This window comes from Mesorhizobium sp. B2-5-11, assembly GCF_006440835.1.
In the GTDB taxonomy this organism is placed as follows: Bacteria; Pseudomonadota; Alphaproteobacteria; order Rhizobiales; family Rhizobiaceae; genus Mesorhizobium.
This window is the reverse complement of the sequence record NZ_VFUK01000001.1, coordinates 667,640-692,873: the sequence shown is the minus strand read 5'-3', so window position 1 is coordinate 692,873 and position 25,234 is coordinate 667,640. Positions and strand designations below refer to the sequence as shown.

General features: G+C 63.7%; 30 protein-coding genes. 8 read left to right on the top strand and 22 right to left on the bottom strand.

Going from position 1 to position 25,234, the window contains the following annotated elements; translation table 11 throughout:
- Positions 1-27: 27 nt before the first annotated feature.
- Positions 28-201, bottom strand: coding sequence for a hypothetical protein (locus tag FJ490_RS32565; RefSeq protein WP_181165130.1), 174 nt, complete (start codon positions 199-201; stop codon positions 28-30).
- A 110-nt stretch (positions 202-311) separates the two neighbouring features.
- On the opposite strand from FJ490_RS32565, the gene FJ490_RS32560 reads away from it, so the two are divergent.
- A complete protein-coding gene (locus tag FJ490_RS32560) occupies positions 312-452 on the top strand; it encodes a hypothetical protein (protein ID WP_181165131.1) in 141 nt (46 codons plus the stop codon).
- Positions 453-666: 214 nt separating this feature from the next.
- Here FJ490_RS32560 and FJ490_RS03475 read toward each other — a convergent pair whose 3' ends face one another.
- The 3 genes from FJ490_RS03475 to FJ490_RS03465 are packed head-to-tail and all read right to left on the bottom strand — an operon-like array spanning position 667 to position 4,274.
- Positions 667-1,824, bottom strand: a complete 1,158-nt coding sequence (locus tag FJ490_RS03475; protein WP_140728209.1) for a M20 aminoacylase family protein — start codon at positions 1,822-1,824, stop codon at positions 667-669.
- Between the two features lie 18 nt (positions 1,825-1,842).
- On the bottom strand, positions 1,843-3,069 hold the full coding sequence (locus tag FJ490_RS03470) for a Zn-dependent hydrolase (RefSeq protein ID WP_140728208.1): 1,227 nt from the start codon (positions 3,067-3,069) through the stop codon (positions 1,843-1,845).
- Entirely contained in the window at positions 3,066-4,274 is a 1,209-nt protein-coding gene (locus tag FJ490_RS03465) for a diaminopropionate ammonia-lyase (RefSeq protein ID WP_140728207.1), read from the bottom strand. The genes FJ490_RS03470 and FJ490_RS03465 overlap by 4 nt, the downstream gene beginning before the upstream one ends.
- Positions 4,275-4,370: 96 nt before the next feature.
- On the opposite strand from FJ490_RS03465, the gene FJ490_RS03460 reads away from it, so the two are divergent.
- Both FJ490_RS03460 and FJ490_RS03455 read left to right on the top strand, forming a co-directional pair.
- Complete coding sequence (locus FJ490_RS03460) at positions 4,371-4,856, top strand: Lrp/AsnC family transcriptional regulator (RefSeq protein WP_181165174.1); 486 nt, start codon at positions 4,371-4,373, stop codon at positions 4,854-4,856.
- A gap of 69 nt (positions 4,857-4,925) precedes the next feature.
- Positions 4,926-6,068 carry an NAD(P)/FAD-dependent oxidoreductase gene (locus FJ490_RS03455; protein WP_140558874.1) on the top strand — a complete coding sequence of 381 codons (1,143 nt, stop codon included), beginning with the start codon at positions 4,926-4,928 and terminating at the stop codon, positions 6,066-6,068.
- An 11-nt stretch (positions 6,069-6,079) separates the two neighbouring features.
- Here the strand turns inward: FJ490_RS03455 and FJ490_RS03450 are convergent, their stop codons facing one another.
- The 4 genes from FJ490_RS03450 to FJ490_RS03435 form a co-directional block, all read right to left on the bottom strand.
- The gene (locus FJ490_RS03450; protein WP_140728206.1) at positions 6,080-8,188 is read right to left on the bottom strand and encodes a molybdopterin oxidoreductase family protein; all 2,109 of its coding nucleotides are present in this window, start codon (positions 8,186-8,188) and stop codon (positions 6,080-6,082) included.
- Positions 8,189-8,401: 213 nt separating this feature from the next.
- Entirely contained in the window at positions 8,402-10,279 is a 1,878-nt protein-coding gene (locus FJ490_RS03445; RefSeq protein ID WP_140728205.1) for an ABC-F family ATP-binding cassette domain-containing protein, read from the bottom strand.
- Between the two features lie 136 nt (positions 10,280-10,415).
- On the bottom strand, positions 10,416-10,865 hold the full coding sequence (locus tag FJ490_RS03440; RefSeq protein WP_140494381.1) for a MucR family transcriptional regulator: 450 nt from the start codon (positions 10,863-10,865) through the stop codon (positions 10,416-10,418).
- Positions 10,866-11,185: 320 nt separating this feature from the next.
- Positions 11,186-11,698 (bottom strand): DinB family protein, encoded by a 513-nt coding sequence (locus FJ490_RS03435; RefSeq protein ID WP_140494383.1) that lies wholly within the window; start codon positions 11,696-11,698, stop codon positions 11,186-11,188.
- 65 nt (positions 11,699-11,763) lie between these two features.
- Here FJ490_RS03435 and FJ490_RS03430 point away from each other — a divergent pair, with 65 nt between their 5' ends.
- Positions 11,764-12,456 (top strand): glutathione S-transferase family protein, encoded by a 693-nt coding sequence (locus FJ490_RS03430; protein ID WP_140494385.1) that lies wholly within the window; start codon positions 11,764-11,766, stop codon positions 12,454-12,456.
- Positions 12,457-12,519: 63 nt separating this feature from the next.
- On the opposite strand, the gene FJ490_RS03425 is transcribed toward FJ490_RS03430, so the two are convergent.
- Positions 12,520-12,768: a DUF2934 domain-containing protein gene (locus FJ490_RS03425; RefSeq protein WP_224519203.1), complete on the bottom strand. Its 249-nt coding sequence runs from the start codon at positions 12,766-12,768 to the stop codon at positions 12,520-12,522.
- A gap of 244 nt (positions 12,769-13,012) precedes the next feature.
- Here FJ490_RS03425 and ndk point away from each other — a divergent pair, with 244 nt between their 5' ends.
- Positions 13,013-13,435: a nucleoside-diphosphate kinase gene (ndk, locus tag FJ490_RS03420; protein ID WP_010915217.1), complete on the top strand. Its 423-nt coding sequence runs from the start codon at positions 13,013-13,015 to the stop codon at positions 13,433-13,435.
- A gap of 131 nt (positions 13,436-13,566) precedes the next feature.
- Positions 13,567-14,175: a class I SAM-dependent methyltransferase gene (locus FJ490_RS03415; protein ID WP_140728204.1), complete on the top strand. Its 609-nt coding sequence runs from the start codon at positions 13,567-13,569 to the stop codon at positions 14,173-14,175.
- Positions 14,176-14,201: 26 nt separating this feature from the next.
- On the opposite strand, the gene FJ490_RS03410 is transcribed toward FJ490_RS03415, so the two are convergent.
- The 6 genes from FJ490_RS03410 to FJ490_RS03385 all read right to left on the bottom strand — a co-directional run bounded on the left by FJ490_RS03410 (position 14,202) and on the right by FJ490_RS03385 (position 19,384).
- Positions 14,202-14,969, bottom strand: coding sequence for a YbaY family lipoprotein (locus tag FJ490_RS03410; RefSeq protein ID WP_224519189.1), 768 nt, complete (start codon positions 14,967-14,969; stop codon positions 14,202-14,204).
- Between the two features lie 85 nt (positions 14,970-15,054).
- Complete coding sequence (locus tag FJ490_RS03405; RefSeq protein ID WP_140517865.1) at positions 15,055-15,537, bottom strand: molybdenum cofactor biosynthesis protein MoaE; 483 nt, start codon at positions 15,535-15,537, stop codon at positions 15,055-15,057.
- A gap of 1 nt (position 15,538) precedes the next feature.
- Positions 15,539-15,793: a molybdopterin converting factor subunit 1 gene (gene moaD, locus FJ490_RS03400; protein ID WP_140565071.1), complete on the bottom strand. Its 255-nt coding sequence runs from the start codon at positions 15,791-15,793 to the stop codon at positions 15,539-15,541.
- A gap of 1 nt (position 15,794) precedes the next feature.
- Entirely contained in the window at positions 15,795-16,391 is a 597-nt protein-coding gene (pgsA, locus tag FJ490_RS03395) for a CDP-diacylglycerol--glycerol-3-phosphate 3-phosphatidyltransferase (RefSeq protein ID WP_140494400.1), read from the bottom strand.
- 171 nt (positions 16,392-16,562) lie between these two features.
- A complete protein-coding gene (uvrC, locus tag FJ490_RS03390; protein WP_140728203.1) occupies positions 16,563-18,626 on the bottom strand; it encodes an excinuclease ABC subunit UvrC in 2,064 nt (687 codons plus the stop codon).
- A complete protein-coding gene (locus FJ490_RS03385) occupies positions 18,623-19,384 on the bottom strand; it encodes an SDR family oxidoreductase (protein ID WP_140517862.1) in 762 nt (253 codons plus the stop codon). Before FJ490_RS03385 ends, uvrC begins: the two co-directional genes overlap by 4 nt.
- Before the next feature lie 411 nt (positions 19,385-19,795).
- On the opposite strand from FJ490_RS03385, the gene FJ490_RS03380 reads away from it, so the two are divergent.
- Positions 19,796-20,452, top strand: a complete 657-nt coding sequence (locus tag FJ490_RS03380) for an outer membrane protein (RefSeq protein WP_140494406.1) — start codon at positions 19,796-19,798, stop codon at positions 20,450-20,452.
- Positions 20,453-20,514: 62 nt separating this feature from the next.
- Here FJ490_RS03380 and FJ490_RS03375 read toward each other — a convergent pair whose 3' ends face one another.
- The 3 genes from FJ490_RS03375 to FJ490_RS32555 all read right to left on the bottom strand — a co-directional run bounded on the left by FJ490_RS03375 (position 20,515) and on the right by FJ490_RS32555 (position 22,256).
- Positions 20,515-21,111, bottom strand: coding sequence for a glutathione S-transferase family protein (locus FJ490_RS03375; RefSeq protein WP_140494408.1), 597 nt, complete (start codon positions 21,109-21,111; stop codon positions 20,515-20,517).
- Between the two features lie 385 nt (positions 21,112-21,496).
- Positions 21,497-21,943 carry a histone gene (locus FJ490_RS03370; protein WP_140728202.1) on the bottom strand — a complete coding sequence of 149 codons (447 nt, stop codon included), beginning with the start codon at positions 21,941-21,943 and terminating at the stop codon, positions 21,497-21,499.
- A 142-nt stretch (positions 21,944-22,085) separates the two neighbouring features.
- A complete protein-coding gene (locus FJ490_RS32555) occupies positions 22,086-22,256 on the bottom strand; it encodes a hypothetical protein (RefSeq protein ID WP_181165133.1) in 171 nt (56 codons plus the stop codon).
- A 227-nt stretch (positions 22,257-22,483) separates the two neighbouring features.
- Here FJ490_RS32555 and FJ490_RS03365 point away from each other — a divergent pair, with 227 nt between their 5' ends.
- A complete protein-coding gene (locus tag FJ490_RS03365) occupies positions 22,484-22,795 on the top strand; it encodes a transcriptional regulator (RefSeq protein ID WP_140633446.1) in 312 nt (103 codons plus the stop codon).
- A 130-nt stretch (positions 22,796-22,925) separates the two neighbouring features.
- Here FJ490_RS03365 and FJ490_RS03360 read toward each other — a convergent pair whose 3' ends face one another.
- From FJ490_RS03360 to FJ490_RS03345, 4 genes are all read right to left on the bottom strand, one after another.
- A complete protein-coding gene (locus FJ490_RS03360; RefSeq protein ID WP_140494414.1) occupies positions 22,926-23,378 on the bottom strand; it encodes a hypothetical protein in 453 nt (150 codons plus the stop codon).
- Positions 23,379-23,478: 100 nt separating this feature from the next.
- Positions 23,479-23,739: a DoxX family protein gene (locus tag FJ490_RS03355; protein WP_181165134.1), complete on the bottom strand. Its 261-nt coding sequence runs from the start codon at positions 23,737-23,739 to the stop codon at positions 23,479-23,481.
- 35 nt (positions 23,740-23,774) lie between these two features.
- On the bottom strand, positions 23,775-24,623 hold the full coding sequence (locus FJ490_RS03350) for a 23S rRNA (adenine(2030)-N(6))-methyltransferase RlmJ (RefSeq protein WP_140728201.1): 849 nt from the start codon (positions 24,621-24,623) through the stop codon (positions 23,775-23,777).
- Positions 24,620-25,231 carry a hypothetical protein gene (locus FJ490_RS03345; RefSeq protein WP_140555734.1) on the bottom strand — a complete coding sequence of 204 codons (612 nt, stop codon included), beginning with the start codon at positions 25,229-25,231 and terminating at the stop codon, positions 24,620-24,622. The genes FJ490_RS03350 and FJ490_RS03345 overlap by 4 nt, the downstream gene beginning before the upstream one ends.
- Positions 25,232-25,234 lie beyond the last annotated feature (3 nt).

Below are 25,234 nucleotides of genomic sequence, written 5' to 3'. Positions count from 1 at the left end.
CAGCGCGGCGAGCTCAGGGTCGACAGGTCAGCGTTCCGGATCGACACCCATGGCCGCAGACTGCCTGCGCAATGTCTCCCGATCATTCTTCGGGACCGGCAGCAACAGGGGATCGACGGTGTCGGGTACGTCCTCGATCAGCTTGCGCGCGAGGCGGTAAGTGACGAAGGCGATGGTGCAGGCCAAGAGCAGACGGATCATCCAGCAGTCCTCCTTTGCCTGATCCAACCGGAGACATGAGCTTTTGTTCCTCGGCTTGATCGTCGCAACCAAACGGAAGTCGTCTCGTTGTCAGACGAGAGGAGGTAGCGATGAAGAAGCTCTCCCTAGGCCTTCTGCTGATCGTTCTGGCCGTGTCGGCCTGCGACAACAACGTCCCGCCAACCAAGGCTCCGGCAGCGGAAAACCCGCACGCCGACGGCAATCCTGTGGCCGATAAGACCGGCAAATGAGTTGACATGCGTGCAGCAACGCCGCGGACCACGGCGGGACAGCACAAAGCACAGCCTGGAGAGGACGGCCGGCGCCGCTTGGGAGGTGCCTGATAGCGCCGGCCAGGCGGATATCAGGTCCGCCGCGATGTGGATGTTAGCTGAGTCTTGCCGTAGCGTCATGGGGATTCCACCCCTTTGGCTTCCCGCAAAATTCCGGAAAGACCGCGGCCGTTCATGCTCCCAATCGCCGCCTGACGACGGCGGCGTGGAAATTCGTGCCGAACAGCAGGCCGTCATCGTTGAAGTCGTAGCTCGGATTGTGCAGCGGCGCCGTGTCGCCATTGCCGAGGAAGACAAAGCAACCGGGCACGTGAGCGAGGAAACGGGCAAAATCCTCAGAGCCGGTCATCGGCTCGCGGGCGACGGCGACGCTTTCGGGCGCGAACACGTTTCCGGCGGCTGCAAAGGCCTCGTCGACCAATTCGGCGTCGTTGTGCAGCGGCACGAATTCCCTGCTGTAGGCGACCTCGGCGGTGACGTTGTAGGCGGCGGCGGTGCCGGCGGCGATGGTGCGCATCTGCTTCTCGATCTCGGCGCTGACCTCGGGGCGAAAGCTACGGGCGTCTCCCAGGATACGGGCAAGGCCGGGCAGCGCGTTGCGGGTGCCGTCGGTGATCAGCTCGGTTACCGAGACCACCGATATGTCGGCCGGGCTCAGCCGGCGCGAGACGATGGTTTGCAGATTGGTGACCAGCGCGCAAGCGGCGACCAGTGTCTCCCGGCCGTCCTGCGGCCCGGCAGCGTGGCCGCCGAGGCCTCTCAGAACGATCTCGAAGATATCCTCGGCCGACATCATCGGGCCGGGGCGGGTTTCGAAATGGCCAATCGGCAATCCGGGCAGATTGTGCAGGCCGAAAATCTCATCGAAGGGAAAGCGGCGCATCAACCCATCGTCGAGCATGGCCAGCGCGCCCCTGCCCCACTCCTCGGCCGGCTGAAAGATGAAGCGCACCGTGCCGTTGAACCCGCCCTCCCCGGCCAGCAGCTTCGCCGCGCCGAGCAGCATGGTGGTGTGGCCGTCATGGCCGCAGGCGTGCATGATTCCGGGATTCTGCGAGCCATAGGCCACAGCCGATTGCTCGGTGATGCGCAGGGCATCCATATCGGCCCTGAGCGCGATCGCCCTGTTGCCGCTGCCGCGCTTCAGCGTGCCGACGACGCCGGTGCCGCCGACGCCCTCGGTCACATCGTCGAGGCCGAATTCGCGCAGTTTGGCAGCGACGAAGGCCGCGGTGCGCTTTTCCTCGAACCCGAATTCCGGATGGGCATGCAGATCGCGCCGCCAGCCGGTCATCTCCTGCTTCAAGGCATCGAGATCGATTTTGGCCATTTCTCCGCCCCTCTCAAACTAGGTTGCAAGTCGGGTGACGACATCGAGCAGAATGTTGGCGCCGGCGACGAGCTCGGTATCCTCGGTGTATTCGCGCGGATTATGGCTGATGCCGCCGGCGCTCGGCACGAAGATCATCGCGGCAGGTGCGATACGCGCCATCATCTGCGCATCATGGCCGGCGCCGGACGTCATGCGCTTCGAAACCAGCCCGCGACTGATGGCAGCGGCCTCGATCAGCTCCACGATGCGGCTGTCGAAGATCACCGGCTCGAAGCGCGCCAGCCGCTCGACCGAGATCGTCACGCCTTCGGCGGCGGCGAGTTCTTCGAGGTGAGCGGCGAGTGCTGCTTCCTCCGCCTGCAGCCGGTGCTCGAGAGGATCGCGCAGGTCGATGGTGAAGACCGCTCGCGAGGGAATGACGTTGATGGCGTTGGGCTCGAAAAGCATCGTGCCGACGGTGGCGACGGTCGGCGTGTTCGAAGCCTTGGCACGATCGTGCAGGAAGGCGACGACACGGGCGGCCGCATGGCCGGCGTCGCTGCGCATCGACATCGGCGTGGTGCCGGCATGGTTGGCGACCCCGTCGATGGTGATGCGCTGCCAGGAGATGCCTTGCAGGTTTTCCACCGCGCCGATCGGCACGCCTTCGCGCTCCAGCACCGGGCCCTGCTCGATATGCAGTTCGAGATAGGTATGCGGCTTGAGGAAGCCCGGCTGCTCGTCGCCGGCATAGCCGATGCGCGCCAGTTCCTGCCCGAGCACGCTGCCGTCGGTCCCCACGGCCGCCAGCGCCTCGTCGATCGCAACACCGCCGGCATGAACCAGCGAGCCCATCATGTCGGGGGAATAGCGCACGCCTTCCTCATTGGTGAAGGCGGCGACGGCCAACGGGCGCGACAGGACAAAGCCTGACGCCTTCAGTGTCTCGATTGCCTCCAGCCCAGCCAGCACGCCGTAGCAGCCGTCATAAATGCCGGCATCTATGACCGTATCGATATGCGAGCCTATCAGGATCGGCGCCTGCCCGGCATTCCCAGGCGTCCGCCAGATGCCGAAGATATTGCCCATGCGGTCGATGGCGACTTCGAGCCCCGCCTCGCGCAACCAGCCGACGAAGCGGTCGCGGCCCTGCCGGTCGGCGTCCGAGGCGGCAAGCCGCACCAGCCGGCCCTCGCCGTCGCGGCCGATGGCGCCGAGGTCCCGAATACGGCCAAGCAGCCGCCGCGCGTCGACCGAGATCATGGCGTTGCTCCAGAAAGTACCTTGCCCGCAAGCACGTCCGCGGCGGCCACGCCGACGAGTTCGGCATAACGCCTGGGATCGGTTGCGCCTTCGGTGTTGACGACCAGCACCCGCGAGAGCCGGTCGAGGCCGAGTTCGGCCTTGTTGTCGGCCAGCGCCCGGATCAGTCCGGCCAGGCCGACCCCGCCGCTTTCGCCGGCAACGATGGCCGGATCGCCGCCGGCCGGCCGCGCAAGCCTCCGCATCACAGCGACCGCATCCTCCTCGTCGACGGTCATGAAGGCATCGGCGGCACGCGCCAGCACGCGCCAGGCGACAGGCGACGCCTCGTAGCATTCGAGCATCGCCATGACAGTCGCTTCGCCATGCGCGATCTTGACAGGATGGCCAGCCCTGGCGGCGCCCAAGATACAAGCGGCACGTGCGGGCTCGACCACGGTGAAGACCGGCCTGGCATCACCGAGCACGATGGCGAGATGGCCAGCCACGGCAGCGGCAATGCCGCCGACCCCGGCCTGGACGAAGATGTGGGTGGGCGGTTCGCCGAGCTGGCGCAGCGCCTCGCGCATGATCGCGGTGTAGCCTTGCATGACGAGGCCTGGAATGCGCTCATAGCCCGGCCACGACGTATCGGACACGACGGTCCAGCCCTTGTCCGCCGCGACGCGTGCGGCTTGCCTGACCGAATCATCGTAGTTGCCGTCGACGCGGATCATCTCGGCGCCGTAGCGGGCGATAGCCGTGATGCGCTCGTCGCTGACGCCGGCATGGACGAAGATCGCCGCCCTCGCGCCGACAAGCCGCGCGCCCTGTGCCACCGAGCGGCCGTGATTGCCGTCGGTCGCGCAAGCCATCGTCATGGTGGCGGCGACCGCCCTGACATCGGGCTGATCGAGATCGGCGATGCCGAGCGGCCTGCCAAGCCGGCGGCCGGCTTCCTCCAGCACCAGATGAACGACGGCATAAGCGCCCCCAAGCGCCTTGAAGCTACCGAGGCCGAGGCGAAAACCCTCATCCTTGAGGTGGATGGCGCCAATGCCCAGTTCGGAGGCCAGCGCCGGCAGCGCATGCAGCGGCGTCTCCTGATGATTGTCGCGATGGGACAGGAAACGCTCGGCCGCGTCGGCCCCCGCAACCCCGAGCGTTTCGGCGTCGACCGGATCGAGTGGGCTGCCGTGCAAGGCATTGCGGTTGAGCAGGAACATCAAGGCCTCCTTGGCTGACGACGAGACTATATTGCAAGGCAGGCGCAAAAAGCGCTGTATTCAAGGTGCCGAAATGCAAGTTTGTTTCTTCAGGACATGCCATTGCCCGCTTTGCCAGCCTCGCTCGACAGTTTCGACCTCGCCATTCTCGCCGTGCTGCAGAAGGACAACACGACGCCGCAGCGACTGATCGGCGAGGCCGTGAACCTGTCGGCGCCGGCGGTGCAGCGCCGTATCAAGCGCATGCAACAGACCGGCGTCATCGCGGCCAATGTCGCGGTCATCGAACCGGCGGCGGTCGGCCAGCCCATCACCATCTTCGTCGAGGTCGAACTCGAAAGCGAACGCACCGAACTGATCGACGCGGCCAAGCGGCAATTCCTGGCGGCGCCGGAAGTCCAGCAGTGCTACTATGTGACAGGCGAGGCCGACTTCATCCTGGCCATCACGGTGGCCGACATGAGCGCCTATGAGGCGCTGACGCGGCGCCTGTTCTTCAACAGCAACAATGTCCGCAAATTCCGCACCTTCGTGGCCATGGACCGCGTCAAGGTCGGCCTGACGGTGCCGCTGCCGGGATGAGCGATCAGGTTGCATGTCTGGCATGCTTTCGCCATTCTCCGCATCGCGAATTAGCGGCGGGAGGCGCGCTTGCACGACACCACCCCGGTTGCGATCATCGGTGCCGGGCCGGCGGGCCTGGCCGTTGCCGCGTGCCTGCGGCAGGCCGGGGTCGACTTCATCTTGCTTGAAAAAGAGCAGCAGCCCGCTCCCGCCTGGCGGCGCCACTACCAGCGCGTCCACCTGCACACGACCAAGCGCTATTCATCCCTGCCCTTCGTGCCCTTCCCCAGGCATTATCCGCGCTATGTGCCACGTGATCTGTTCGTCGAATACCTCGATGCCTATGCGCAACGCTTCGATCTGCGGCCCCGCTTTGGAGAAGCGGTGCGGGCGATCGGCCGACAGGGCAGAAGCTGGGGCGTCGAAGCGACATCAGGCACCGTGCGCGCTTCCCATGTGGTGATTGCCTCGGGATACAATGCCGAGCCGCTGATGCCGGCATTCGCCGGCGCCGGCAGTTTCAAGGGCAAAAGTCTGCACAGCGCGGATTACCGCAACAACACGCCGTTTGCCGGCCAGTCGGTGCTGGTCATCGGCATGGGCAACACCGGCGCCGAGATCGCGCTCGACCTGGCGGAAGGCGGCGCGCATCCGACGATCTCCGTGCGCGGCGGCGTCCATATCGTGCCGCGCGAACTGCTCGGGGTGCCCATCCAGGTCGTCAGCATGGCGACGCGCCTGGGGCCGCGACGCGTCAATGACGCCGCGTTCCCTATCATCCTCGATCTGGTGTTGGGCAGGCTGGAGAAATATGGGCTCAAACGGCCCAAGCAGGGATTGCTGGAGCAGATATCCCTGGCGTCGCGCATCCCGGTGATCGATGTCGGCACCATCGGCAAGATCCGCGAAGGCGCGATCAAGGTCGCGCCCGACATTGCCGAGATATCAGAGGGCGGCGCCCGTTTCGTCGATGGTCGTCACAGCGACTTCGACGCGATCATCTTCGCCACCGGCTACCGCCCAGCCTATGCCAAATTCCTCCAGCCCGGCGTCGAGCCTGGCGCCAGCGGCGTCAATGCGCGCGCTTCGGAACTCGGTCTTTATCTCGTCGGCTTCCACAATTCGGTCACCGGCCTGCTGCGCGAAATCGGAATCGAAGCCCAGGCGATCGCCGACGACATTCGTCTCCGGCAGAACAGAAAAAGGACGGCCGAAACCCTGCCGGTATGAGCTGAGGCCGCTCAGCTTGCCTTGCGCAGCCACACCTTGTTGTCGTGGAATGCCGCGCCGCCATAGGGTGCGGGTGCATCGGCGCCAGTCAGCACGTTGATGCCCTCGCCGCGCTCATGCGCGCTGTTCGGCCAGATGCCTTCGGCGATCACCACGCCGCGCTTGATGCCGTCGAACAGCCTCGCATGCAGCACCACCTCGCCGCGCGCATTGCCGAGTTCGACACGATCGCCCTCTGCCAAACCGTGTGCGGCGGCATCGTCGGGATGCAAGAGCAATTCCGGCCGGCCTTCCTTGGCCTTCGACACCGGCGTTTCGGAAAAGGTCGAGTTGAGGAAGTTGCGTGCCGGCGACGTAGCCAGCCGGAACGGATGCGCCTCGTCGGCAATCTCGATCAGGTCGACATGATCAGGAAATTGCGGCAACTGCTCCACCGGGCCGAACAGGCCCATGCTTTTCGGCGGCCTATTGGGGGCGGCTTGTCCGGTCCAATCGGCGCGGAAGCGGAATTTGCCGTCCGCATGGCCGAAGCCCTTGGTGAAATGCGCGGTTTCGAAATCCGGCTGCAGGTCGACCCATTTCTGCTCCTTCAGGCTGGCAAAGCTGCCCAACCCGCGCTTGCCCAGGATGATGTCGATATGCTGCTGTTCGGTGAGGCCGAAGCCCGGCCTGTCGGCGACTCCGAGGCGCTCAGCCAATTGCTCGATGACGAAATGGTTGGTGCGCGGCCCTTCCGGCGGCTCGATCAGCTTCGGGCCGAGCGTGATGTGCTGGTTGCCGCCGCCCTTGTAGATGTCGTCATGCTCGACGAACATCGTTGCCGGCAGCACGACGTCGGCGAGCTTGGCCGTGTCGGTCATGAACTGCTCGTGCACGCAGGTGAACAGATCCTCACGCAAGAAACCCTGCTTCACCAGTCGCTGCTCGGGCGCGACATTGGCCGGGTTGGTGTTCTGGATGAGCAGCGCCGTCACCGGCGGCCCGCCATAGAGCGCATCCGGCGCCCCCGTCAGCACCGGGCCGATGCGCGAATGATCGAGAAAGCGGATCGAGGGATCGCGCATGCGCGTGCCCTCCAGCACCTCCTGGTTGAGCTTGAAGATGCCGGAATTGGAATGGAAGGCGCCGCCGCCCTCATATTGCCAGGCGCCGGTGACGGCGGCGATGCAGGAGGCGGCATGCATGTTGACCGCGCCGTTGCGCTGGCGGGCAAAGCCGTAGCCGAGGCGGAAATAGGTTTTCCTGGTCGTGCCGACGAGACGGGCAAAACTCTCTATCTCGGCCACAGTCAATCCGGTGATCGCGGCCGCCCATTCGGGTGAGCGTGTGCGCAGATGCGCTTCCAGACCTTTCGGGTCATCGGTGTATTTCTCGAGATAGGCGCGGTCAGCCAAGCCTTCCCTGAACAGCACATGCATAACCGCGCAAGCCATCGCGCCATCGGTGCCAGGCTTCAGGACAAGGCCCATATCGGCCTGCTTCATCGTGGCGTTCTCATAGACGTCGATGACCACGATCCTGGCACCGCGCTCCTTGCGTGCCTTGATGGCGTGGGTCATGACGTTGACTTGGGTCACCACGGCATTGGTGCCCCAGATCACCACGCAATCGGACTTGGCCATTTCGCGCGGGTCGGGACCGCGCAGCGCGCCCGCCCCCATCATCCAGCCGGTCCAGGCCAGGTTGGTGCAGATCGAGCCGAAGAAGCCCGAATATCTCTTCGCATGCCGCAGCCGCTCGATGCCGTCGCGCTGCACCAGCCCCATCGTGCCGGCATAGAAATAGGGCCAGACCGTCTCCGAGCCGTATTTTTCCTCGGCCGCGATGAACTTTTCGGCGACGAGGTCCAGCGCCGCCTCCCAACTTATTTCCTGCCAGGCGCCCTCGCCCTTGGCGCCTTTGCGCACCAGCGGCTTCAGCAAGCGGTCGGGATGGTGGACGCGGTCGGCGTAACGAGCAACCTTGGCGCAGACGACGCCGGCCGTATAGTTGTTGGACTTGGCACCATGGACGCGGCCGATGCGGTTGCCGTCAAGCAACTCGACCTCGAGCGCGCAGGTCGACGGGCAATCATGCGGACAGGCCGAATGGCCGATGCGAAGGCTGGCGTGCTGGTTCATGGGGTTTGTTTAGCGGGTTTCGGGCAAGGCGTGTAGGGCCAGATGGCGCCTTCCCTTCTCCCTTGTGGGAGAAGGTGGATCGGCGCGCAGTGCCGAGACGGTTGAGGGGTGCGTGCCGGAATGAGGCGTTGGCATTCCCTGGAACACCCCTCATCCGACCTCGCTTCGCGAGGCCACCTTCTCCCACAAGAGGAGAAGGAAGCGGCGCTCTCCCTACTCCGCCGTGCCTTCCTCGTATTCGGCCGACATGGTCAGCCACTTTTCCTCGTGGCCGGCGAGCGTCTGGGCGAGTTGCGATCGCTCCTTCGCCAGCCTTGTCGCCGTCGACGGGTCCTTTTCGTAGATCGCCGGATTGGCCAGTTCGTCCTCGATGCCGTCGATGCGCTTGCGTATGCGGTCCATCAGCGCTTCGGTGGCGCGAATTTCCTTAGCCAGCGGCTCAAAGGCGGCGCGGCGCTGGGCCGCCTCGCGGCGGCGGTCGGCCTTCGAGGCTTTTTCCGCCTCGCGCCGCTCGCGCCGGTCGCCGGACACGCCGGTGACCAGCGTCTTGTAATCTTCGAGGTCGCCGTCATAGGGATTGACCGCGCCATCCTTGACCAGCCACAGCCGGTCCGCCGTCGCTTCCAGGAGATGGCGGTCGTGCGAGATTAGGATGACGGCGCCGGGGAACTCGTTCAGCGCATGGATCAAGGATTCGCGGCTGTCGATGTCGAGATGATTGGTCGGCTCGTCAAGGATGAACAGGTTCGGCCCCTCGAAGGCCGACAGCCCCATCAACAGCCGCGCCTTCTCGCCGCCGGACAGGTCTTTCGCCGCCGTGTTCATCTTTTCGGTGGTGAGCCCAAACTGGGCGACACGGCCGCGCACTTTCGATTCCGGCGCTTCGGGCATCAGCCTGCGAACATGCTCGTAGGCGTTTTCCTCAGGCCTGAGATCGTCGAGCTGGTGCTGTGCAAAGATCGCCACCTTCAGCCCGGGCGCCACGGTCATGGTGCCGGTCTCCTGCTTCAGGCGACCGGACAGAAGCTTGGCGAAGGTCGATTTGCCGTTGCCATTCGCGCCAAGCAGCGCGATTCGGTCGTCGGCATCGATGCGCAAGGTCATTTTCTTCAGAATCGGCTCACCGGGGGTATAGCCGACATTGACATTGTTCAGCGCGACGATTGGCGAGGCCACCGACTTCACCGGCTCCGGGAAAGAAAATGGCCGCACCGTGTCGTTCACGATGGCCGTGATCGGCTTCATCTTTTCAAGCGCCTTGATGCGGGACTGAGCCTGTCTTGCCTTGGATGCCTTTGCGCGAAAACGCTCGACGAAGGATTCCATATGCTTGCGGGCGGCTTCCTGCTTGATACGGCCCTTTTCCTGCTGTTCTTTCTGCTCGGTGTACTGGCGTTCGAACTGATCGTAGCCGCCGCGCCAGAAGGTCAGCTTCTTCTGGTCGAGATGGACGATCGAATTGACGGCGCGGTTAAGCAGGTCGCGATCGTGCGAGATCAGCAGCACCGTGTGCGGATATTTGGAAACATAGTTCTCAAGCCACAGCGTGCCTTCGAGATCGAGATAATTGGTCGGCTCGTCGAGCAGCAGAAGATCGGGTTCGGAAAACAGCACGGCAGCGAGTGCCACGCGCATGCGCCAGCCGCCGGAAAACGAGGAGGCCGGACGGCGCTGCGCGGCGTCGTCGAAGCCGAGACCGGCCAGGATGGTGGCGGCGCGCGACTCGGCCGAATGCGCGTCGATATCGGCCAGCCGCATATGGATGTCGGCAATACGGTGCGGATCGGTCGCCGTCTTTTCCTCCTCGAGCAGCGCCGTGCGCTCGAGGTCGGCCTTGAGCACGATCTCGATCAGCGGCTCCTCGGTTCCGGGCGCTTCTTGCGCCACCTGGCCGATCCGCGTGTTCTTCGGCAGGCTGATCGAGCCCGTCTCGGAAGGGAAATCGCCTGTTATAGCCTTGAACAGCGTGGTCTTGCCGGTACCGTTGCGGCCGACAAGTCCGGCCTTGGTGCCGGCCGGCAAGGTCAGCGAGGCATGGTCGAGAAGCAAGCGCCCCGCCATGCGCAGCGAGAGGTCGTTGATGATAAGCATGGCCGCGCTTTTGCACGGGAGACCGGCGCTTCGCAAGACCTTGCGGGCCGGTTGGCCACGCAAGGCATGAAAACGGCGCGCGCAATGGCGCCGTCAACATCGCAGCTCAGAGGCTTCCGGCTGCGGTCGGCCGCGCTCAGGCGCTGGCTTTGCCGCGCTTTGTCGCCTTGGCCACGGGGGCCGGCGCTGCCGGCTTGCGGCCAAGTCCCGTCGACTTCGCCAGCGCTGACCGTGTCGCTGAGTAGTTCGGAGCGACCATCGGATAGTCGGGCGGCAGGCCCCATTTGGTGCGATACTCATCCGGGCTCAGCCCATAGTCCGTCCTGAGGTGCCGCTTGAGCGACTTGAACTTCTTGCCGTCTTCCAGGCAGACGATGTAGTCGGGAAAAACCGACTTCTTCGGGTTCACCGCAGGAACCAGGCTTGGGCTTTCCGCGACAACGGCACCTCCGAGCTTTCGCACCGAGGCACTGACGCTGGCAATCAGGTCAGGCAGGCCGGAAACCGGCAGCGGGTTGTTGCCGACATAGGCCGAGACAATGTCAGCGGTCAGCTCGATAACGGTCTTATCCTCGATATTTGACAAATCTTTCACCCTATTTGCGACAAAATCATCTACCCCAGAGAAGAATTTCGTCGATGCATTTATTTAACCGCGTCCCCCAAACGGACCAGCAAATCTCAAAACGAATCAAGACTTGCAGTCAAATATTTTTTAGGGAAATCGGCTCCGTGCAAACTAGAAAAGCTAATTTTTCGGGTCGGCAGACTTAGGCGGCCCGGTTGGAAGGCCAATATCTGTAAAACACGCGTCGTCGGTCATAACGCGCTCCAACGTCTTTCGGCCCTCAGTTCGCAGTTTCCGTGAAACGGTGAAAACTGCTCTATCGCAGCCGGCGGCCGAAATCAGGCGTATGCGCGCCCTTCCTCGGTGCGCTGGAAATGCGCCAGATCGAGCTGCACGGAAGGGCGGCCCAGAACCGTCAGGATCATATGGGCCTGGCCGCGGTGGTGGGTCTGGTGGTTGAAGACGTGGTCGAGCGCCGGAGCCAGCCGTTGCGAGACGGTGCGCATGTCCGATACCGTCATGTATATAAAGCGGCCCGACAGCGCCTTGTCGCTCAAACCGCCAACCCAGTCGACGATCCGCCGGTCCTCCGCCTCGCGCGCCATGCGCAGGCCCGGCAACGCCTGGTACAGTATGGCGTCCAGCGCCGTCGGCGCATCGCCCTCGCCGGTAAAGCGCTTCATCCAGATGCGATCGGCGGCCAGGAGATGGTTGAGCGTGCCCTTCATCGAGCCGAAGAAAGCGCCGACGTCGCGATTGAATTCCTCTTCGTCGAGATCGGCGGCGGCATCGTAGATGCGGCCATTGGCCCATTGATTATAGGCCGCAAACATCATGAAGTGCCGTTTCATCTTTTCTCCCGCCGGCCTGTGTCGAGGCGTTGCGGGATACCTAAACCGCAAGGAAGCCGCCGCCAATGACCATTCTGCTTTATGATCTCGTCGGACGCGACGCCACCCGCCCCTTCAGCCCGCATTGCTGGAAGGCGACGATGGCGCTGGCGCATAAGGGGCTGGAGATCAGCGCGGTGCCGACGCGTTTTCTCGAAGTGCCCCGCGTCGAGGGCGGCGCATCGAAACTCGTGCCGGTGATCCGCGACGGCGAGACGGTCGTCGCGGATTCCTTCGCCATCGCGCTTTATCTCGACGAAACCTATCCGGACCGGCCGTCGCTGTTTGGCGGCGAAGGCGGCAAGGCCATGGCGCGCTTCATCGAGCGCTGGTCGCAACTGACCATCCATCCCTATGTGACCACCGCCGCGATCATGGACCTTTATGCCATGCAGGATACGGAGAACGCCGCCTATTTCCGCCAGAGCCGGGAGCAGCGCCTGGGCAAGAGCCTGGAAGAGGTGATGGCCGCGCGGGACGCCGGGCTTGGCAATTTCAGGGCTTCGCTGGAGCCGCTGCGCTCGATGCTCGCCTATCAGCCATTCATCGGCGGAGATTCGCCCCTGTTCGCCGACTATATCGTGTTCGGTGCGCTGCAATGGGCACGCGTCGCCTCGCCCTACCCATTGCTCGACGACCACGATGTCGTGGCGCAGTGGTTCGCCCGCTGCCTCGACCTGCATGGCGGGCTGGGTCGAACGGTTGCGGCGGCCGCGTGAACCGTAGCGCCTGATCTTGCGGCAGGGCTAACGATGAGCCATCGGCTCCGCTATGGCCAGGTCTTATTTGGCCGCCTTTTTTGGCTTGCCGGGCTTGGCCGCGGTCTTGGCCTCTTTGGGCGCGGTTTTTGCCTTGCCGGCGACGGCCGCCTTTCTTGCCGGCTTCTTCAACGCGGATGACCCTGCATCCTCCTGGTCGATGTCGGCCGTCGCCTGTTGCCAATGGCGCTCATGCTGTCCGGCCGGTTGCCCTTCTTCCTGCCAGATATGATGTGCGCGGCTGCGAATGCGCTCCTGGCGATCGTCTGTCATGGTCATGGTCTCCATCCGGGCCGACCTCAGCGCGGCGCCGACATGCGACTATAGCAAGCAAAGCCTAATATTGCAGCCGTCCGATCTCGGGCTGGCGGCGGCATCGCCGATAATCGGCCCGGCACGCAAACGCGCATGGCGTCGACTTCCCCCGTCGACACCTCTGTCGACTTCCTCTTGGCAATGGGCCGGCCGGCTTGTATAGAGCCCGCCACTCCCAATCCAACCAGACAAGGACGACCCAATGGCGCTCGAACGCACCTTTTCCATGATCAAGCCGGACGCAACGCGGCGCAATCTCACCGGCGCCATCACCAAGATGCTGGAAGATGCCGGTCTGCGCGTCATCGCTTCGCGCCGCGTTTGGATGAGCCGCCGTGAGGCGGAAGGTTTTTACGCCGTCCACAAGGATCGTCCGTTCTTCGGCGAGCTGGTGGAATTCATGTCGTCGGCGCCGACGATCGTGCAGGTGCTGGAAGGCGAGAACGCCATTGCCAGGAACCGTGAGGTGATGGGCGCCACCAACCCGGCCAACGCCGCCGAAGGCACCATCCGCAAGGTGCATGCGCTGTCGATCGGCGAGAATTCGGTGCACGGTTCGGACGCGCCGGAAACCGCCGCGCAGGAGATCAAGTACTGGTTCTCCGACACCGAGATCGTCGGCTGAGCCGACCCTGGCATTGTGACCGAAAAAGGCCGGCGGATTGCCGGCCTTTTTCATTGAAACGGATCGATCCGGCACTGCCGTTGAACCCTTGCCCGCGCTAAAGTCGGTCAGGCACAGGGAGCCGGCGAAGCATGACCAGCACCATTCCCGGCTTCTTCCAGGGCACCGAGATGCCATCGAGCGGCTGGTGGGAGGTGCTGTGGCCCGACCCCGGTGCCGTGCTTTCGTCAACGAGACTGAAGCCGGGCATGGAGGTGGCCGACCTCTGCTGTGGCGACGGCTGGTTTGCGTTGCCCATCGCCAGGGTCGCCCGCCATGTCGTCGGCATCGATATCGATACCGACCTGCTCGACGTCACCCGTCGCCGGCTCAATGAAAACGGCACGAGGAATTTCGATCTCGTAGCGGGCGATGCCTATGAACTCGCGAGCCTGATATCCCGCCCCGTCGATTTCATCTTCATGGCAAACGCCTTCCACGGCGTGCCGGACCGGCCACGGCTGGCGCGAGCCGTTAGCGAAGCGCTCGTCCCTGCCGGACGCTTTGTTGTCGTCAACTGGCATCAGCAGCCGCGTGAACAAACCACGGTGCTCGGCGAGCCCCGCGGACCGAAGACCGAATTGAGGATATCGCCGGAACAGACCATCACGGCCGTCGAGGCGGCCGGCCTCAAATTCATCGAGCTGGTCGACGTGCCGCCCTACCACTATGGCGCCGTGTTCGAAAAAATGAGCGGCTGACCTCCGCCGACAGCCCTTTCACGGCATCAGCTCGCGGCGCTGAAACGCAGGATTTCGCGGCCGTTCCCGTCGGCGATGGTCAACTTGCCGGCATCGACTTTATACGAAGCCGCCTTTGCCAGAGCCTCGAACAGCGCCTTTTCCTCCGCCATCACCTCGGGCGCGCAGGCCTTGTAGGTCGAGCCGATGTCGCTGATCGCGATCTTCTGGCCATCGAGGTTGGCGGTGGCAAAATAGCTGTTGCAGGGACCGTTGCCGTCGGCCTTGCCTGCTTCACTCACCCGGAATGTCGCTTGCGATGCGGTGATGGCTACGCCGTCGACATAATCGAGAAGCCAAAGCTGATCGAGAACGGAAGCAGTGGGCTCGGGACTTGGCGTCACCATCTTGAGCATGATTGTTTGCGGCGCATCGGTCAGCGGATCGACTTGATGGCGCTCATCCGAGATGAACAGGAGCCTGTCGCCGACGGTGATGCGGGCCTGCAACGCATAGGTCATCCGCCGCTGGATCCGGGACGGATCGAATTTGACCGCAAAGCTGATCGGCACCTGGCCTGCCGGCGTCAGCTTCTGTTCGCCGACGATTTTGGCGGGCGCGTCGGCCAACGAGACATCGGCAAGCTGGACCGAGAGCACGGCATTGGGCGGCAAAGCGATGCGCTCGCGGTAGGTCACCTCGCCTTTCAGGGCTTTTTCGGCGGCCACGGAGAGTTCCGGCACGGCCAGTATACCGACGACCAGAGGCACGAAACCGAAGACGAAGAACTCCGCTATCCTGTCCAGCACGACCATCTCCCTTCCCCGGGCTGGCCACAGCCCAGGCTGACCAACAACGAATTGGCCAAAGGATTGCGGTCAATGCGTGGCTGATGCAAAATTATTCGGACGGTGGCCTTTTCCAGCGCCCTGCCGCCTGCTCGTCTTTCTCCTTGGCCTCGACCCAGCCGCCCTCGGAGCCGTCGGCATGATGCTCCTTTTTCCAGAAGGGAGCCTGCGACTTCAGATAATCCATGAGGAAATTCGCCGCCTCGAACGCGGCTTGCCGATGCACGGAGGCCGCCACCACCAGCACGATGTTCTCGCCTGGCCGGATCTTGCCATGACGGTGGATGGCGGTGATGCCCTGCAGCGGCCAGCGCTGAACCGCTTCGGCCGCGATGCGGGCGATTTCGGCCTCTGCCATGCCCGGATAATGCTCGAGCTCAAGGGCCGAGAGCGTCCCCTGCTCGTCACGGCACAGGCCCGAGAAGGTGACCACAGCGCCGATGTCGGCGCGGCCTTGCGTCAGTCTGGCGATTTCGGCGGCGACGTCAAAATCCTGCGCCTCGACGCGCACGACAGGTACGACCGCGCCGGCCATCTCAGCCCCCGGTCATCGGCGGAAACAGCGCGATCTCGCGCGCGCCAGATATCTTTTCGCCGTGCTCGACATGTTCCTGGTTGATAGCGACGCGGATCACGTCGGGATGTTGCAGCGCATGGTCGTATTCCTCGCCGCGCGACTTCAGCCAGCGCAACAGGTCCGCAACCGTGTCGACGCCATGCGGCAATTCCACGTCTTCGTCCGGCTTGCCGATTCGCTCCCGCACCCAGGCGAAGTAGATGAGCTTCGTCATCCTATTCGTCCATGATGTGCTTGAGGCCGGCACGGAAATAGTCATAGCCGGTATAAAGCGTGACCAGGGCAGCGATCCACAACAGCACCAGGCCGGTCTGTGTGGTCAGCGGAAAAATCTTGTCGCCGGCCGGACCGGCGAGCAGGAAGGCGATGGCGACCATCTGGATAGTGGTCTTCCATTTGGCAAGCTGCGTCACCGGCACGGAGACCTTGAGCGCCGCCAAATATTCGCGCAGGCCCGAAACCAGGATTTCGCGGCACAGGATGATGATCGCCGCCCACAGCGACCAGCCGGCAATGCCGGCATGGCGGTCGGTGTCAGCGGCAAGCAGCAGCAGGCATGTCGCGACCAGCAGCTTGTCGGCAATGGGGTCGAGCATCTTGCCGATGTTCGAGGTCTGCTTCCAGGCGCGGGCGAAATAGCCGTCGAAATAGTCGGTGATGGACGCCAGCAGGAAAATGATCAGCGCCGACCAGCGGGCGAAGTCGCTCGACTTCAGATGCCCCTCGAGGAAGAAGCACAGCACCACCAGCGGCACCGCGATAATGCGGGCGTAGGTGAGGATGTTCGGGAGGTTGAACGCGCGCTGAGCCATATCCGGGGGAACTCTTTCTGCCTGCGTACTCAAATCAGAAGCTGATGTAGGGGGTCAACAGGCCAAAATCGATTGGCCAGCAAAAATAGGCCAATCTTGTCATCTCGCGGGCTACGCCGCGCCGCTCCTTGCTTCGCCCGGGAGCCGATGGTCGCTTTCGGGCGACATGCATCAGTTCTCGTGAAAATGGTTGTAAACCAGTCTGGCCACCTGCTCGGAAATGCCGTCGACCTTTACCAGGTCCTCGATTGCCGCGCGACCGACCGCCTTGGCGGTGCCGAAATGCATCAGCAGCGCCCGTTTGCGGCTGGGGCCGATGCCGCCGATCTCGTCGAGCGGGCTCTTGACCATCTCCTTCTTGCGGCGGGCCCGGTGCGAGCCGATGGCGAAACGGTGAACCTCGTCGCGCAGGCGCTGGACAAAATAGAGTACGGGATCGCGTACCGGCAGCGAAAACGAGTCCCTGCCCTTGACGAAGAAGCGCTCGCGGCCCGCGTCGCGGTCCTGGCCCTTGGCGATGCCGATGGCCACGACCCGGTCCTCGATGCCGAGATCGGCGAGGATCTTGCGCACGGCGCTCATCTGACCCTGGCCGCCATCGATCAGGATGACGTCGGGCCAGGCAGGGAAGCCGCCCGACATGTCGCCCTCATCGCTGTCCGCCTCGCCTGCCGCGGCATCGTCGGGCGTCACATCGCCATGCTCCTTGAGCAATCGTGAAAACCGCCGCTCCATCACTTCGCGCATCATGCCGAAATCGTCGCCGGGCGTGATCTCGGTCGAGCGGATATTGAATTTCCGGTACTGGTTCTTCACAAAACCTTCCGGCCCGGCGACGACCATGGCGCCGACAGCGTTGGTGCCCATGATGTGCGAATTGTCGTAGACCTCGATGCGCACCGGCGGCTTTTCGAGCCCGAAGGTCTCGGCGAAGCCGGCGAGCAACCTGGCCTGCGTCGAGGTTTCGGCCAGCCGACGGCCGAGCGCCTCGCGGGCATTTTGCAACGCGTTGTCGGTCAGGTCCTTCTTCTCGCCGCGCTGCGGCACCGAGATCGATACTTTGCGGCCGGCGCGGGTCGAGAGCGCCTCGGCCAACAGTTCCTGGTCCTCCACGGCGTGCGACAGCAGAATGGCCCGCGGCGTCGGCTTGTCGTCATAGAACTGCGCCAGGAACGAGCCCAGCACCTCTGCGCCTTCCAGCGCCGGATCGGCCTTCGGGAAATAGGCGCGGTTGCCCCAGTTCTGGCCGGTGCGGAAGAAGAACACCTGGATGCAGACCTGGCCGCCCTCCTGATGGATTGCGAAGACATCGGCCTCGTCGACGGTCTGCGGATTGATGCCCTGGTGGCTCTGCACGTGCGAGAGTGCCGCCAGCCGGTCTCGATAGATGGCGGCGCGCTCGAAATCGAGGTCTTGCGAGGCCTGCTGCATGGCGGCCGAAATCTCGGTCTTCACCTTCTGGCTGCGGCCGGAAAGAAAATCCTTCGCCTCGGCGACCAGCTCGGCATAGTCGCTATGCGAAATCTCGCCGGTGCACGGACCGGCGCAGCGCTTGATCTGATAGAGCAGGCAAGGCCGCGTGCGGTTCTCGTAGAAGGAGTTGGTGCAACTCCTCAGGAGGAAGGCGCGCTGCAAGGAATTGATGGTGCGGCCGACCGCGCCCGCGGAAGCGAAGGGGCCGAAATAATCACCTTTGCGCGAACGCGCGCCGCGATGCTTGTAGATGCCGGGCGAGACATGGTCGCCGGTCAAGAGGATGTAGGGAAACGACTTGTCGTCGCGCATCAGCACGTTGAAACGTGGCCGCAGCCGCTTGATGAGGTTGGCCTCCAACAGCAGCGCCTCGATCTCGGTGCGAGTGACGACGAACTCCATCGTCGCGGTCTCGCGCACCATGCGGCCGATGCGGTTGGTGTGGAAGCGGCCTTGCGCGTAATTGGTGACGCGCTTCTTCAGGCTGCGAGCCTTGCCGACATAGAGCACGTCGCCATTGGCATTCATCATGCGGTAGACGCCCGGCGCATTGGGCAGCCGCTTGACCAGCGTCTGGATCACTTCGGCGCCGACCATGCCGTCGGCATCGCCGGCATGCGGCGTCCAGTCGATGGCGGTGAAGGCGACGTCCGGGCCGGCCGGTTCGACGATCTCCTCCGCCGCCTCGTCCTCGACGTCGATTTCGGGAGGCAGATCGTCGGCGCCGCCACGCATCTTGTGTTTCTGCTCTGCGGGACTCATTCCGTCATGCCTGTCACATCAGGTGTGCGCCATGCAAGATGCTGGCCGCCATCAAGCGCGATCATCTGCCCGGTAACCGAGCGGGCTTCCCAGAGATAGCGGATTGTGGCGCCGAATTCCGGCAATTGCGGGCCGCGTTTCAAAATGAGACCGGCGAGTTGCGCGGCAAAGTCACTGTCGTCCTGGTGCGCGTTCTTCAAGGTCGGGCCGGGACCGATGGCATTGACGCGGATGCGCGGGCCGAGCGCCTGCGCCATCATCTGGGTTGCCGTCCACAAGGCGGACTTCGACAGCGCATAGGAGAAGTAGCGCGGCGTCGGCCGCCAGACACGCTGGTCGATCATGTTGACGATCAGCCCCTCCCGCCCGTCCGGCAGGGCCCGGGCAAAGTTCTGCGCCAACAGCGCCGGGGTCTTCACATGAATGGCGAAGTGGCGGTCCCAGCCCTGCCAGTCGAAATCAAGAACCGAATCGTCCTCGAACAGCGAAGCGTTGTTGACCAGCAGCGAGATCGGCCCGAGCGCGGCTTCGGCGCGGCCGACCAGGTCGCCGACCTCGGCCATGTCGGTCAGATCGGCGGCGACCACGGCGGCGTGGCCGCCGGCGCGGTTGATCCGCTGGGCAAGCGCATCCGCGTCATCGCGCGAGCGGTTGCAGTGAATGGCGACGGCAAAACCGTGGGCGGCGAGATCCTCGACAATCGCGCTACCGATCCGTTTTGCCCCGCCCGTCACCAGCGCCGCGGTGGCTTTGCTCATCTGTTGTCAATCCTCGGTTTCGGCGCGAAGGAGGGCGCCGGCAAATTATGGCCCGCCACCCGTTAAATGGCGTTCGCAGCTGCGGCAACATTGTGGCGAAACGGCCGGTTCGGCATCTCGAGCCGGCCGGCAATGAGCCGGCCTCAACACAATATAGGAGGCTGGACTCCTTGCACCAAGCCACCTGCGGTGCAGCACGGCCAATCTGCTGACATTTCGCTGTTGCGAAGATGCAACGCCAAATTTCTGCCTCATTCGCGCCGGGGAATGACCCAAGTTCAGGTTCGCTTCAGCCGTATTTCGACACGACATTTGGAACCGACGAACGCCAGATCCGTTTCACCCCCCGGACGGGTTGATGGGCGATCGTAAGAACAAGCCTGTGTCCTGTGGCTTAAGGAGTAAACAACAATGCAAGCCAATCTCAAATTCGCACGGCCGCTGGCCGTAGCGCTCGGGCTCTTCGCCCTCGGTGGAACTGCCTATGCCGCCGATGTGGTCCAGGAAGAGCCGCCGGCGCCTGCCCCGGTCGCCGAACTGCCCGTCGCGTCCTGGGCCGGCCCCTATGCCGGTCTTAATCTTGGCTATGGCTTCAGCGGCCGTACCAAGGAAAAGGATTTCGACGTTGAAACCGATACCAAGGGCTTCATCGGCAGCGTCTTCGGCGGCTATCAGTGGCAGCAGGAGAACTTCGTCTACGGCGGTGAAGCCGAACTCGGCTACAACGGCGTCAAGGGCGACGATAATGGCATCGATTCCAAGGCCGGCTTCGAAGGCTCGCTGCGTGCCCGTCTCGGCTACGCTGTGACCCCGGAAATCCTGCTCTACGGCACCGGTGGTCTCGCCGGCAGGAGCCTGAAGGTGGAGGACAGCGTCCTCGGCGCCAGCGACCGCGCCACCATGATCGGCTGGACCGCCGGTCTTGGTACCGACATCAAGCTGACCGACAATGTGTTCGGCCGCGTCGAATACCGCTACACCGACTTCGGCAGCAAGGACTTCGATGGCATCGGCAAGGTCAAGGCCACCGACAACCGCGTCACCTTCGGCGTCGGTATGAAGTTCTAAGTCGTTCAAGCCACGACACGAAGAAGCCGGGCCTCGCGCCCGGCTTTTTTATTGTCGGCCGCTCACGCGGGAACGCAGGGCTTCAGGTCCGGGAATTTCTCATCGAAGCGCGCGGCCCAGCGGACCAGCCGGTTGCGGCCTTTTTCCCATTTCCCGGCGAAACGCAGCGCCAGGTAGCCAAGGCAGGCGCGCAGCGCCATCTGGCCGGCGGTGATCTTCTTCGGCAGTTTCGGCGGATTGGCGTTGAGTAGATCGAGCGCGGCGGTGATCTTCGCCCACTGGCGATCGAGCCAGGGCTGGTAGACCATCTCCTCGGGCCGCGTGCGGCGCTCATAAACCATCGACAGCGCACAGTCGCAGATGCCGTCCGCCAACGCTTCCAGCACTTCCGCTTCCAGCCGCTTGTCGGGATTGCGCGGAAACAGCGCGCTCTTCGACATCCGGTTGAGCTGCTGGGTGATAGCTCGGCTGTCGTGGATCGAGCGGCCGTCGTCGAGCACCAGCACGGGGATCTTGCCCAGCGGATTGGCGCCGATCAGTTCGGCCGGCTTGTCTTCGGTCTTGACAGGCGCCAGGTCGACCGCGATGCCGGCATAAAGGGCCGCCATTCGTACCTTGGAACTATAGGGGGACGTGGAGGCGTAAAGCAGCTTCGGCATGATCGGGTTCCTGTTGGCAGCCCGTCACTGTTGACCGGGCGCCCTTCCCCGCGCAACAGCCAGAAGCGGAAAAACCAGCCGCCAGCAGCCGGCGACCACTCCTGCATGCCCTGGTCTCTTGTACGCCTTGATCAGGATGCGCCACATGTGATGACGGCAACACTCCGACAGGCCGGACAAGACCAACGATCGTCCCGTCGCCGCGTGATGGCGCGGGCAACAAAAGCCCACCGGACTTCGCCCTGCGGCGAAGTCCTGGGAACTGCGAAAGATATCTGGCGTCCGCCCCTCTCGTTGCGCCCCAATGCCAGAGCAGAGGGCGCGAGGCCTCAACGGCACCTGCCCTCATTTCTGCCGACACGGTCCCCGGCGCGAAGAAACGTGACTATTTCTTCGCGGCCTTCGCCGGCGCTGCTTTCTTGGTGGCTGGCGCCGCCTTCTTCACCGGTGCCGAAGACTTCGCCGCGGCAGCCTTGGCCGGAGCCTTGGCAGGGGCTGCCTTCTTTGCAGCGGGCTTGGCCGCGGCCTTGGCAGCCGGCTTCCTGGCCGGAGCGGCTTTCTTTGCCGGAGCGGCCTTCTTGGCCGGTGCAGCCTTCTTTGCGGATGCGGCGCTGGCCTTGGCGGGCGCTGCCTTCTTCGCCGCCGGTTTCGCGGCGGCCTTGGCTGCCGGCTTCTTGGCCGGTGCCGCCTTTGCCTTCGGCGCTGCCGCCTTCGGCTTGGCAGCGGGTGCTGCTTTCTTGACTGCGGTCGTGGCTTTCGCCGCCGCCGCTTTTACAGGTGCTTTCTTTGCCGGTGCCTTGGATGCCGGCGCTTTTGATGACTGCTTAGCCATGCGATGCCCCTTGCGTTATGCCGACGACCGTTAATGGCCCGGCGTGTCATGCTTATCTGACTCGCGCCTCGCTAGCCAGCGAAGCAATGATATGATTTTCTCAGCTTAAATTTTCGTTGCGATCGACACATGATCACACTCATCATCGCAAAAATATGGCGTTATCTTCCGATATCGCCAGCAATTTGGCATCGACATTCTCGATGCGCTGCGTGGGCGCGCCTGCCATGAAGCTGCAAAGATCAGCAAGTAGCTTCACGCATTGATCTTCGGCCGCGAATATCATGAGCTTCGGCTTATAGAGAATGATCATCTTTTGCAGGCGACCGGTCCCTTCGGATTACAAGTGCAATGCGATGCGCCGATCTGGAGATCACCTTGTCAAGCCTGGCTTCATCACTGAATTGACAGATTACTCTGCATGCCAGAGTATTCTGGCAAGTGTGTTCGATGTCGTTCACAAAGGCGAATGGTTAGTACTGCCCGAGGCTGCAGAGCCATAGGGTGACAGCTCAAGGTCCGCAGCATTGGAGCCAATTGATGAGTGCCGACGACATCATCCATCAGAGTACACGGCTCAGGATCATGGCCGCCCTGAACACGCTGGAAAGACGCGAGGCGCTGGAGTTCACGCAGCTGAAGGCTATGATCGAAACCACCGACGGAAATCTCGGCGCGCATCTCGACACGCTGGCCAAAGCGGGCTACGTCGATGTTGAAAAGCTTTTCGTCGGGCGGCGGCCGCGGACACGGATCAGAGCAACGACGATCGGGCGGCGCGCTTTTCGCGGTCACGTTGCCTTTCTTCGAAAGATCATCGGTGAAGCCGAGGCGACGCGAGGCAGGAAATAGCACTGCGATTGGCAAACATTGTCGGCGCGTGCCGCGCGGCACATATTTTCGTCAGGGCCGATACCCGAGTCGCAGAAAAGGCCCGCGGCTTAGGCCGCAGGCACCAACGAAATCGACTGGAAACCGCCCGCTAGCGCAGGATGCGGCAGCGGCCGTTGTAGACCATCCAGCGGTCGAAGCCCGAGACGCAGAATTCGACATTGTCGCCGATCGAGGCAAAGCCCTGGCCTTCCTCGATCAGGTACCAGATGGCGCGGTCGCGGCCATCTGACAGGGCGACCGTGGCGCCGCAATAGCGACGGCCGATCGGCCATTCCTCGCTGGCCGGCAAGTAGCGGTGCTGGTGGATGCGGTGGAAATCGGTGATCGCGACATCCGGCAGGTGCGGGACGTGTCGCACCTGATAGGAGAAGCGGCTGGTGATCTTGTTCAGCACCCAGGCCTCGCCGCAAATGCCGCTGTCCTCGTCAGAATAGACGGCAAGATCGGCGGCTTGCGCCGCCTGGGTGAAGCCAAGCGATGTGCCAAATGGCGTGCAGAGCGAGATCAGGGCGGCAAGGGCGGAGCGGGCGAAGCGAGTCATGGCAGCCTCTCAAGGTCGATTGCGCGCACTGTGCGGGATTCGCCGGGCGGCGGTCAAGCGATTGCATTGACAATGGTTTCCAGGGCGTGGCCGCCGGCCATCAGCCGGGGCGCGCCGCCAGCAGCAGCCCGCCGATAACGGCGATGTTGACCAGGAAGGCGGACCTCAACGCCTGCCTTTCCGGCCCGTGATGGCGCCAGAAGGGCAGGACGAGCAGGTTCGCCGCCACCGTGAACAGGATGAGCGCGCCGGCGGCATAGGGCACCGCGGCGCCGATGGCGAGGCAGAAGCCGGCCACCAATTCCAGCGGAGCGGAGCCGGGCCGGCCGCAGACCCGCTTTAACTGTTTGTCTTGGCGCATCTGTAAGGACGCCGCTCGCAGCCTGCATCCCGCTGCTACTCCCCTGCCAGCCAGTTCAGCGTCCAGTGCGCCGGCTTTTCCAAGACCAGCAATTTGTGCAGGGCCGGCAGGAGAATGCGCAATTCACCTTCCAGCGTGAAGGGCGGGTTGGCCACGACCAGGCCGCTGCCGTCGAGGCTGGGCGCTTGCGACGCGGGCCGGATTTCGAATTCGATGTCGAGCAATTTCGGAACGCCGGTTTCCTTCAGCGCCTTGCGGAAGCCAATCACCGCCTTGCGGTCCTTGATCGGATACCACAGCGCATAGATGCCGCCCGGCCAGCGCTTGTGCGCCTTCGCCAGCCCGTCGACGAGGCGGCCGAACTCGCCCTCTTCCTCGAATGGCGGATCGATCAGCACCAGTCCGCGCTTTTCCTTCGGCGGCAGGTGCGCGCCGAGCGCCAGCCAGCCGTCGAGCTCGATCACCCTTGTCTGGAAATCGCCGGCGAATTCCGTCTTCAGCTTCGCGACATCCTTCGGGTGCAGCTCGATCGCCGATAGCCGGTCCTGCTTGCGCAGAAGGTGCCGCGCGACCAGCGGCGAGCCTGGATATTTTTTCAATTGACCGTCTGCGTTGCACGCACGCACCGCGTCGAGATAGGGCGCGAGCAGCATTGCGGCCTGGGCTTCGGGCGCGGCATCGACCAGCCGGCCGATGCCGCCTTGCCATTCGCCGGTCTTCTGCGCCTCGGGCGAGGACAGATCGTAGCGGCCGATGCCTGCATGAGTGTCGATGACGCGGAACGCCTTGTCCTTCTGCTTCAGATATTCAAGCAGCCGCGTCAGCACGACGTGCTTGAGGACGTCGGCAAAATTTCCGGCGTGATAGGCGTGGCGATAGTTCATGTGGAACCCCTGCCCCAACGTGGCGGCGGTGGCTGTGAATTCGGATTTTGCGGCCGGCCGCCGGCAGAACGCAAGGACAGCAGGAAGCCGATCAAGCCGATCGCCATCAGCGCGAAGCCAACCGGTCGCGCACGGCTGTCGGTCTCGCCCACACCGGAGCGCAAGACAAGATCGACCGCGCGTATCGGGATGTCGTCGGCGTCGCCGGGACCGACGGTGAAGACATAGGGGCCGGGGCCGACGGTCCGGATCACGCCAGCCTCATCGCGGAAGATCTTGTCGGGCAGTTGCGGGCTCGCCTGACGCGGATTGTCGGAATGATTGAACTGAAGCGTCGAGGCAAGCACCGTGCGGCCGCCGGAGGCGGCTGTCAGCGTCAGCACTGTGCGCTGCTGCGAAACGATGCGCTCGGCCCTCGCGGTCAAGTCGACCAGCACCCTGACCGGCGCATCGCGCGCGGCAAGCGGCACTGTGACCTGCCTGAAGCGGCCGCCCTCATAGACCCGCCAGCTGCCGATCTGGTGACCGGAGAAATTAGTCATCGCCCATGGATAGATGGCGCCGACGCCGATGCCGGCGAGCAGGATCAACAGGAACAGAAAGCGCATTCA

Excerpts from the sequence above, each read along its gene's own strand:
- FJ490_RS32565 (WP_181165130.1), bottom strand. The coding sequence starts at position 201 with ATGATCCGTCTGCTCTTGGCCTGCACCATCGCCTTCGTCACTTACCGC.
- FJ490_RS32560 (WP_181165131.1), top strand. The coding sequence starts at position 312 with ATGAAGAAGCTCTCCCTAGGCCTTCTGCTGATCGTTCTGGCCGTGTCG.
- FJ490_RS03475 (WP_140728209.1), bottom strand. The coding sequence starts at position 1,824 with ATGGCCAAAATCGATCTCGATGCCTTGAAGCAGGAGATGACCGGCTGG.
- FJ490_RS03470 (WP_140728208.1), bottom strand. The coding sequence starts at position 3,069 with ATGATCTCGGTCGACGCGCGGCGGCTGCTTGGCCGTATTCGGGACCTC.
- FJ490_RS03465 (WP_140728207.1), bottom strand. The coding sequence starts at position 4,274 with ATGTTCCTGCTCAACCGCAATGCCTTGCACGGCAGCCCACTCGATCCG.
- FJ490_RS03460 (WP_181165174.1), top strand. The coding sequence starts at position 4,371 with ATGCCATTGCCCGCTTTGCCAGCCTCGCTCGACAGTTTCGACCTCGCC.
- FJ490_RS03450 (WP_140728206.1), bottom strand. The coding sequence starts at position 8,188 with ATGAACCAGCACGCCAGCCTTCGCATCGGCCATTCGGCCTGTCCGCAT.
- FJ490_RS03445 (WP_140728205.1), bottom strand. The coding sequence starts at position 10,279 with ATGCTTATCATCAACGACCTCTCGCTGCGCATGGCGGGGCGCTTGCTT.
- FJ490_RS03435 (WP_140494383.1), bottom strand. The coding sequence starts at position 11,698 with ATGAAACGGCACTTCATGATGTTTGCGGCCTATAATCAATGGGCCAAT.
- FJ490_RS03430 (WP_140494385.1), top strand. The coding sequence starts at position 11,764 with ATGACCATTCTGCTTTATGATCTCGTCGGACGCGACGCCACCCGCCCC.
- FJ490_RS03425 (WP_224519203.1), bottom strand. The coding sequence starts at position 12,768 with ATGACAGACGATCGCCAGGAGCGCATTCGCAGCCGCGCACATCATATC.
- ndk (WP_010915217.1), top strand. The coding sequence starts at position 13,013 with ATGGCGCTCGAACGCACCTTTTCCATGATCAAGCCGGACGCAACGCGG.
- FJ490_RS03415 (WP_140728204.1), top strand. The coding sequence starts at position 13,567 with ATGACCAGCACCATTCCCGGCTTCTTCCAGGGCACCGAGATGCCATCG.
- FJ490_RS03410 (WP_224519189.1), bottom strand. The coding sequence starts at position 14,969 with ATGGTCGTGCTGGACAGGATAGCGGAGTTCTTCGTCTTCGGTTTCGTG.
- FJ490_RS03405 (WP_140517865.1), bottom strand. The coding sequence starts at position 15,537 with ATGGCCGGCGCGGTCGTACCTGTCGTGCGCGTCGAGGCGCAGGATTTT.
- moaD (WP_140565071.1), bottom strand. The coding sequence starts at position 15,793 with ATGACGAAGCTCATCTACTTCGCCTGGGTGCGGGAGCGAATCGGCAAG.
- pgsA (WP_140494400.1), bottom strand. The coding sequence starts at position 16,391 with ATGGCTCAGCGCGCGTTCAACCTCCCGAACATCCTCACCTACGCCCGC.
- uvrC (WP_140728203.1), bottom strand. The coding sequence starts at position 18,626 with ATGAGTCCCGCAGAGCAGAAACACAAGATGCGTGGCGGCGCCGACGAT.
- FJ490_RS03385 (WP_140517862.1), bottom strand. The coding sequence starts at position 19,384 with ATGAGCAAAGCCACCGCGGCGCTGGTGACGGGCGGGGCAAAACGGATC.
- FJ490_RS03380 (WP_140494406.1), top strand. The coding sequence starts at position 19,796 with ATGCAAGCCAATCTCAAATTCGCACGGCCGCTGGCCGTAGCGCTCGGG.
- FJ490_RS03375 (WP_140494408.1), bottom strand. The coding sequence starts at position 21,111 with ATGCCGAAGCTGCTTTACGCCTCCACGTCCCCCTATAGTTCCAAGGTA.
- FJ490_RS03370 (WP_140728202.1), bottom strand. The coding sequence starts at position 21,943 with ATGGCTAAGCAGTCATCAAAAGCGCCGGCATCCAAGGCACCGGCAAAG.
- FJ490_RS32555 (WP_181165133.1), bottom strand. The coding sequence starts at position 22,256 with ATGATCATTCTCTATAAGCCGAAGCTCATGATATTCGCGGCCGAAGAT.
- FJ490_RS03365 (WP_140633446.1), top strand. The coding sequence starts at position 22,484 with ATGAGTGCCGACGACATCATCCATCAGAGTACACGGCTCAGGATCATG.
- FJ490_RS03360 (WP_140494414.1), bottom strand. The coding sequence starts at position 23,378 with ATGACTCGCTTCGCCCGCTCCGCCCTTGCCGCCCTGATCTCGCTCTGC.
- FJ490_RS03355 (WP_181165134.1), bottom strand. The coding sequence starts at position 23,739 with ATGCGCCAAGACAAACAGTTAAAGCGGGTCTGCGGCCGGCCCGGCTCC.
- FJ490_RS03350 (WP_140728201.1), bottom strand. The coding sequence starts at position 24,623 with ATGAACTATCGCCACGCCTATCACGCCGGAAATTTTGCCGACGTCCTC.
- FJ490_RS03345 (WP_140555734.1), bottom strand. The coding sequence starts at position 25,231 with ATGCGCTTTCTGTTCCTGTTGATCCTGCTCGCCGGCATCGGCGTCGGC.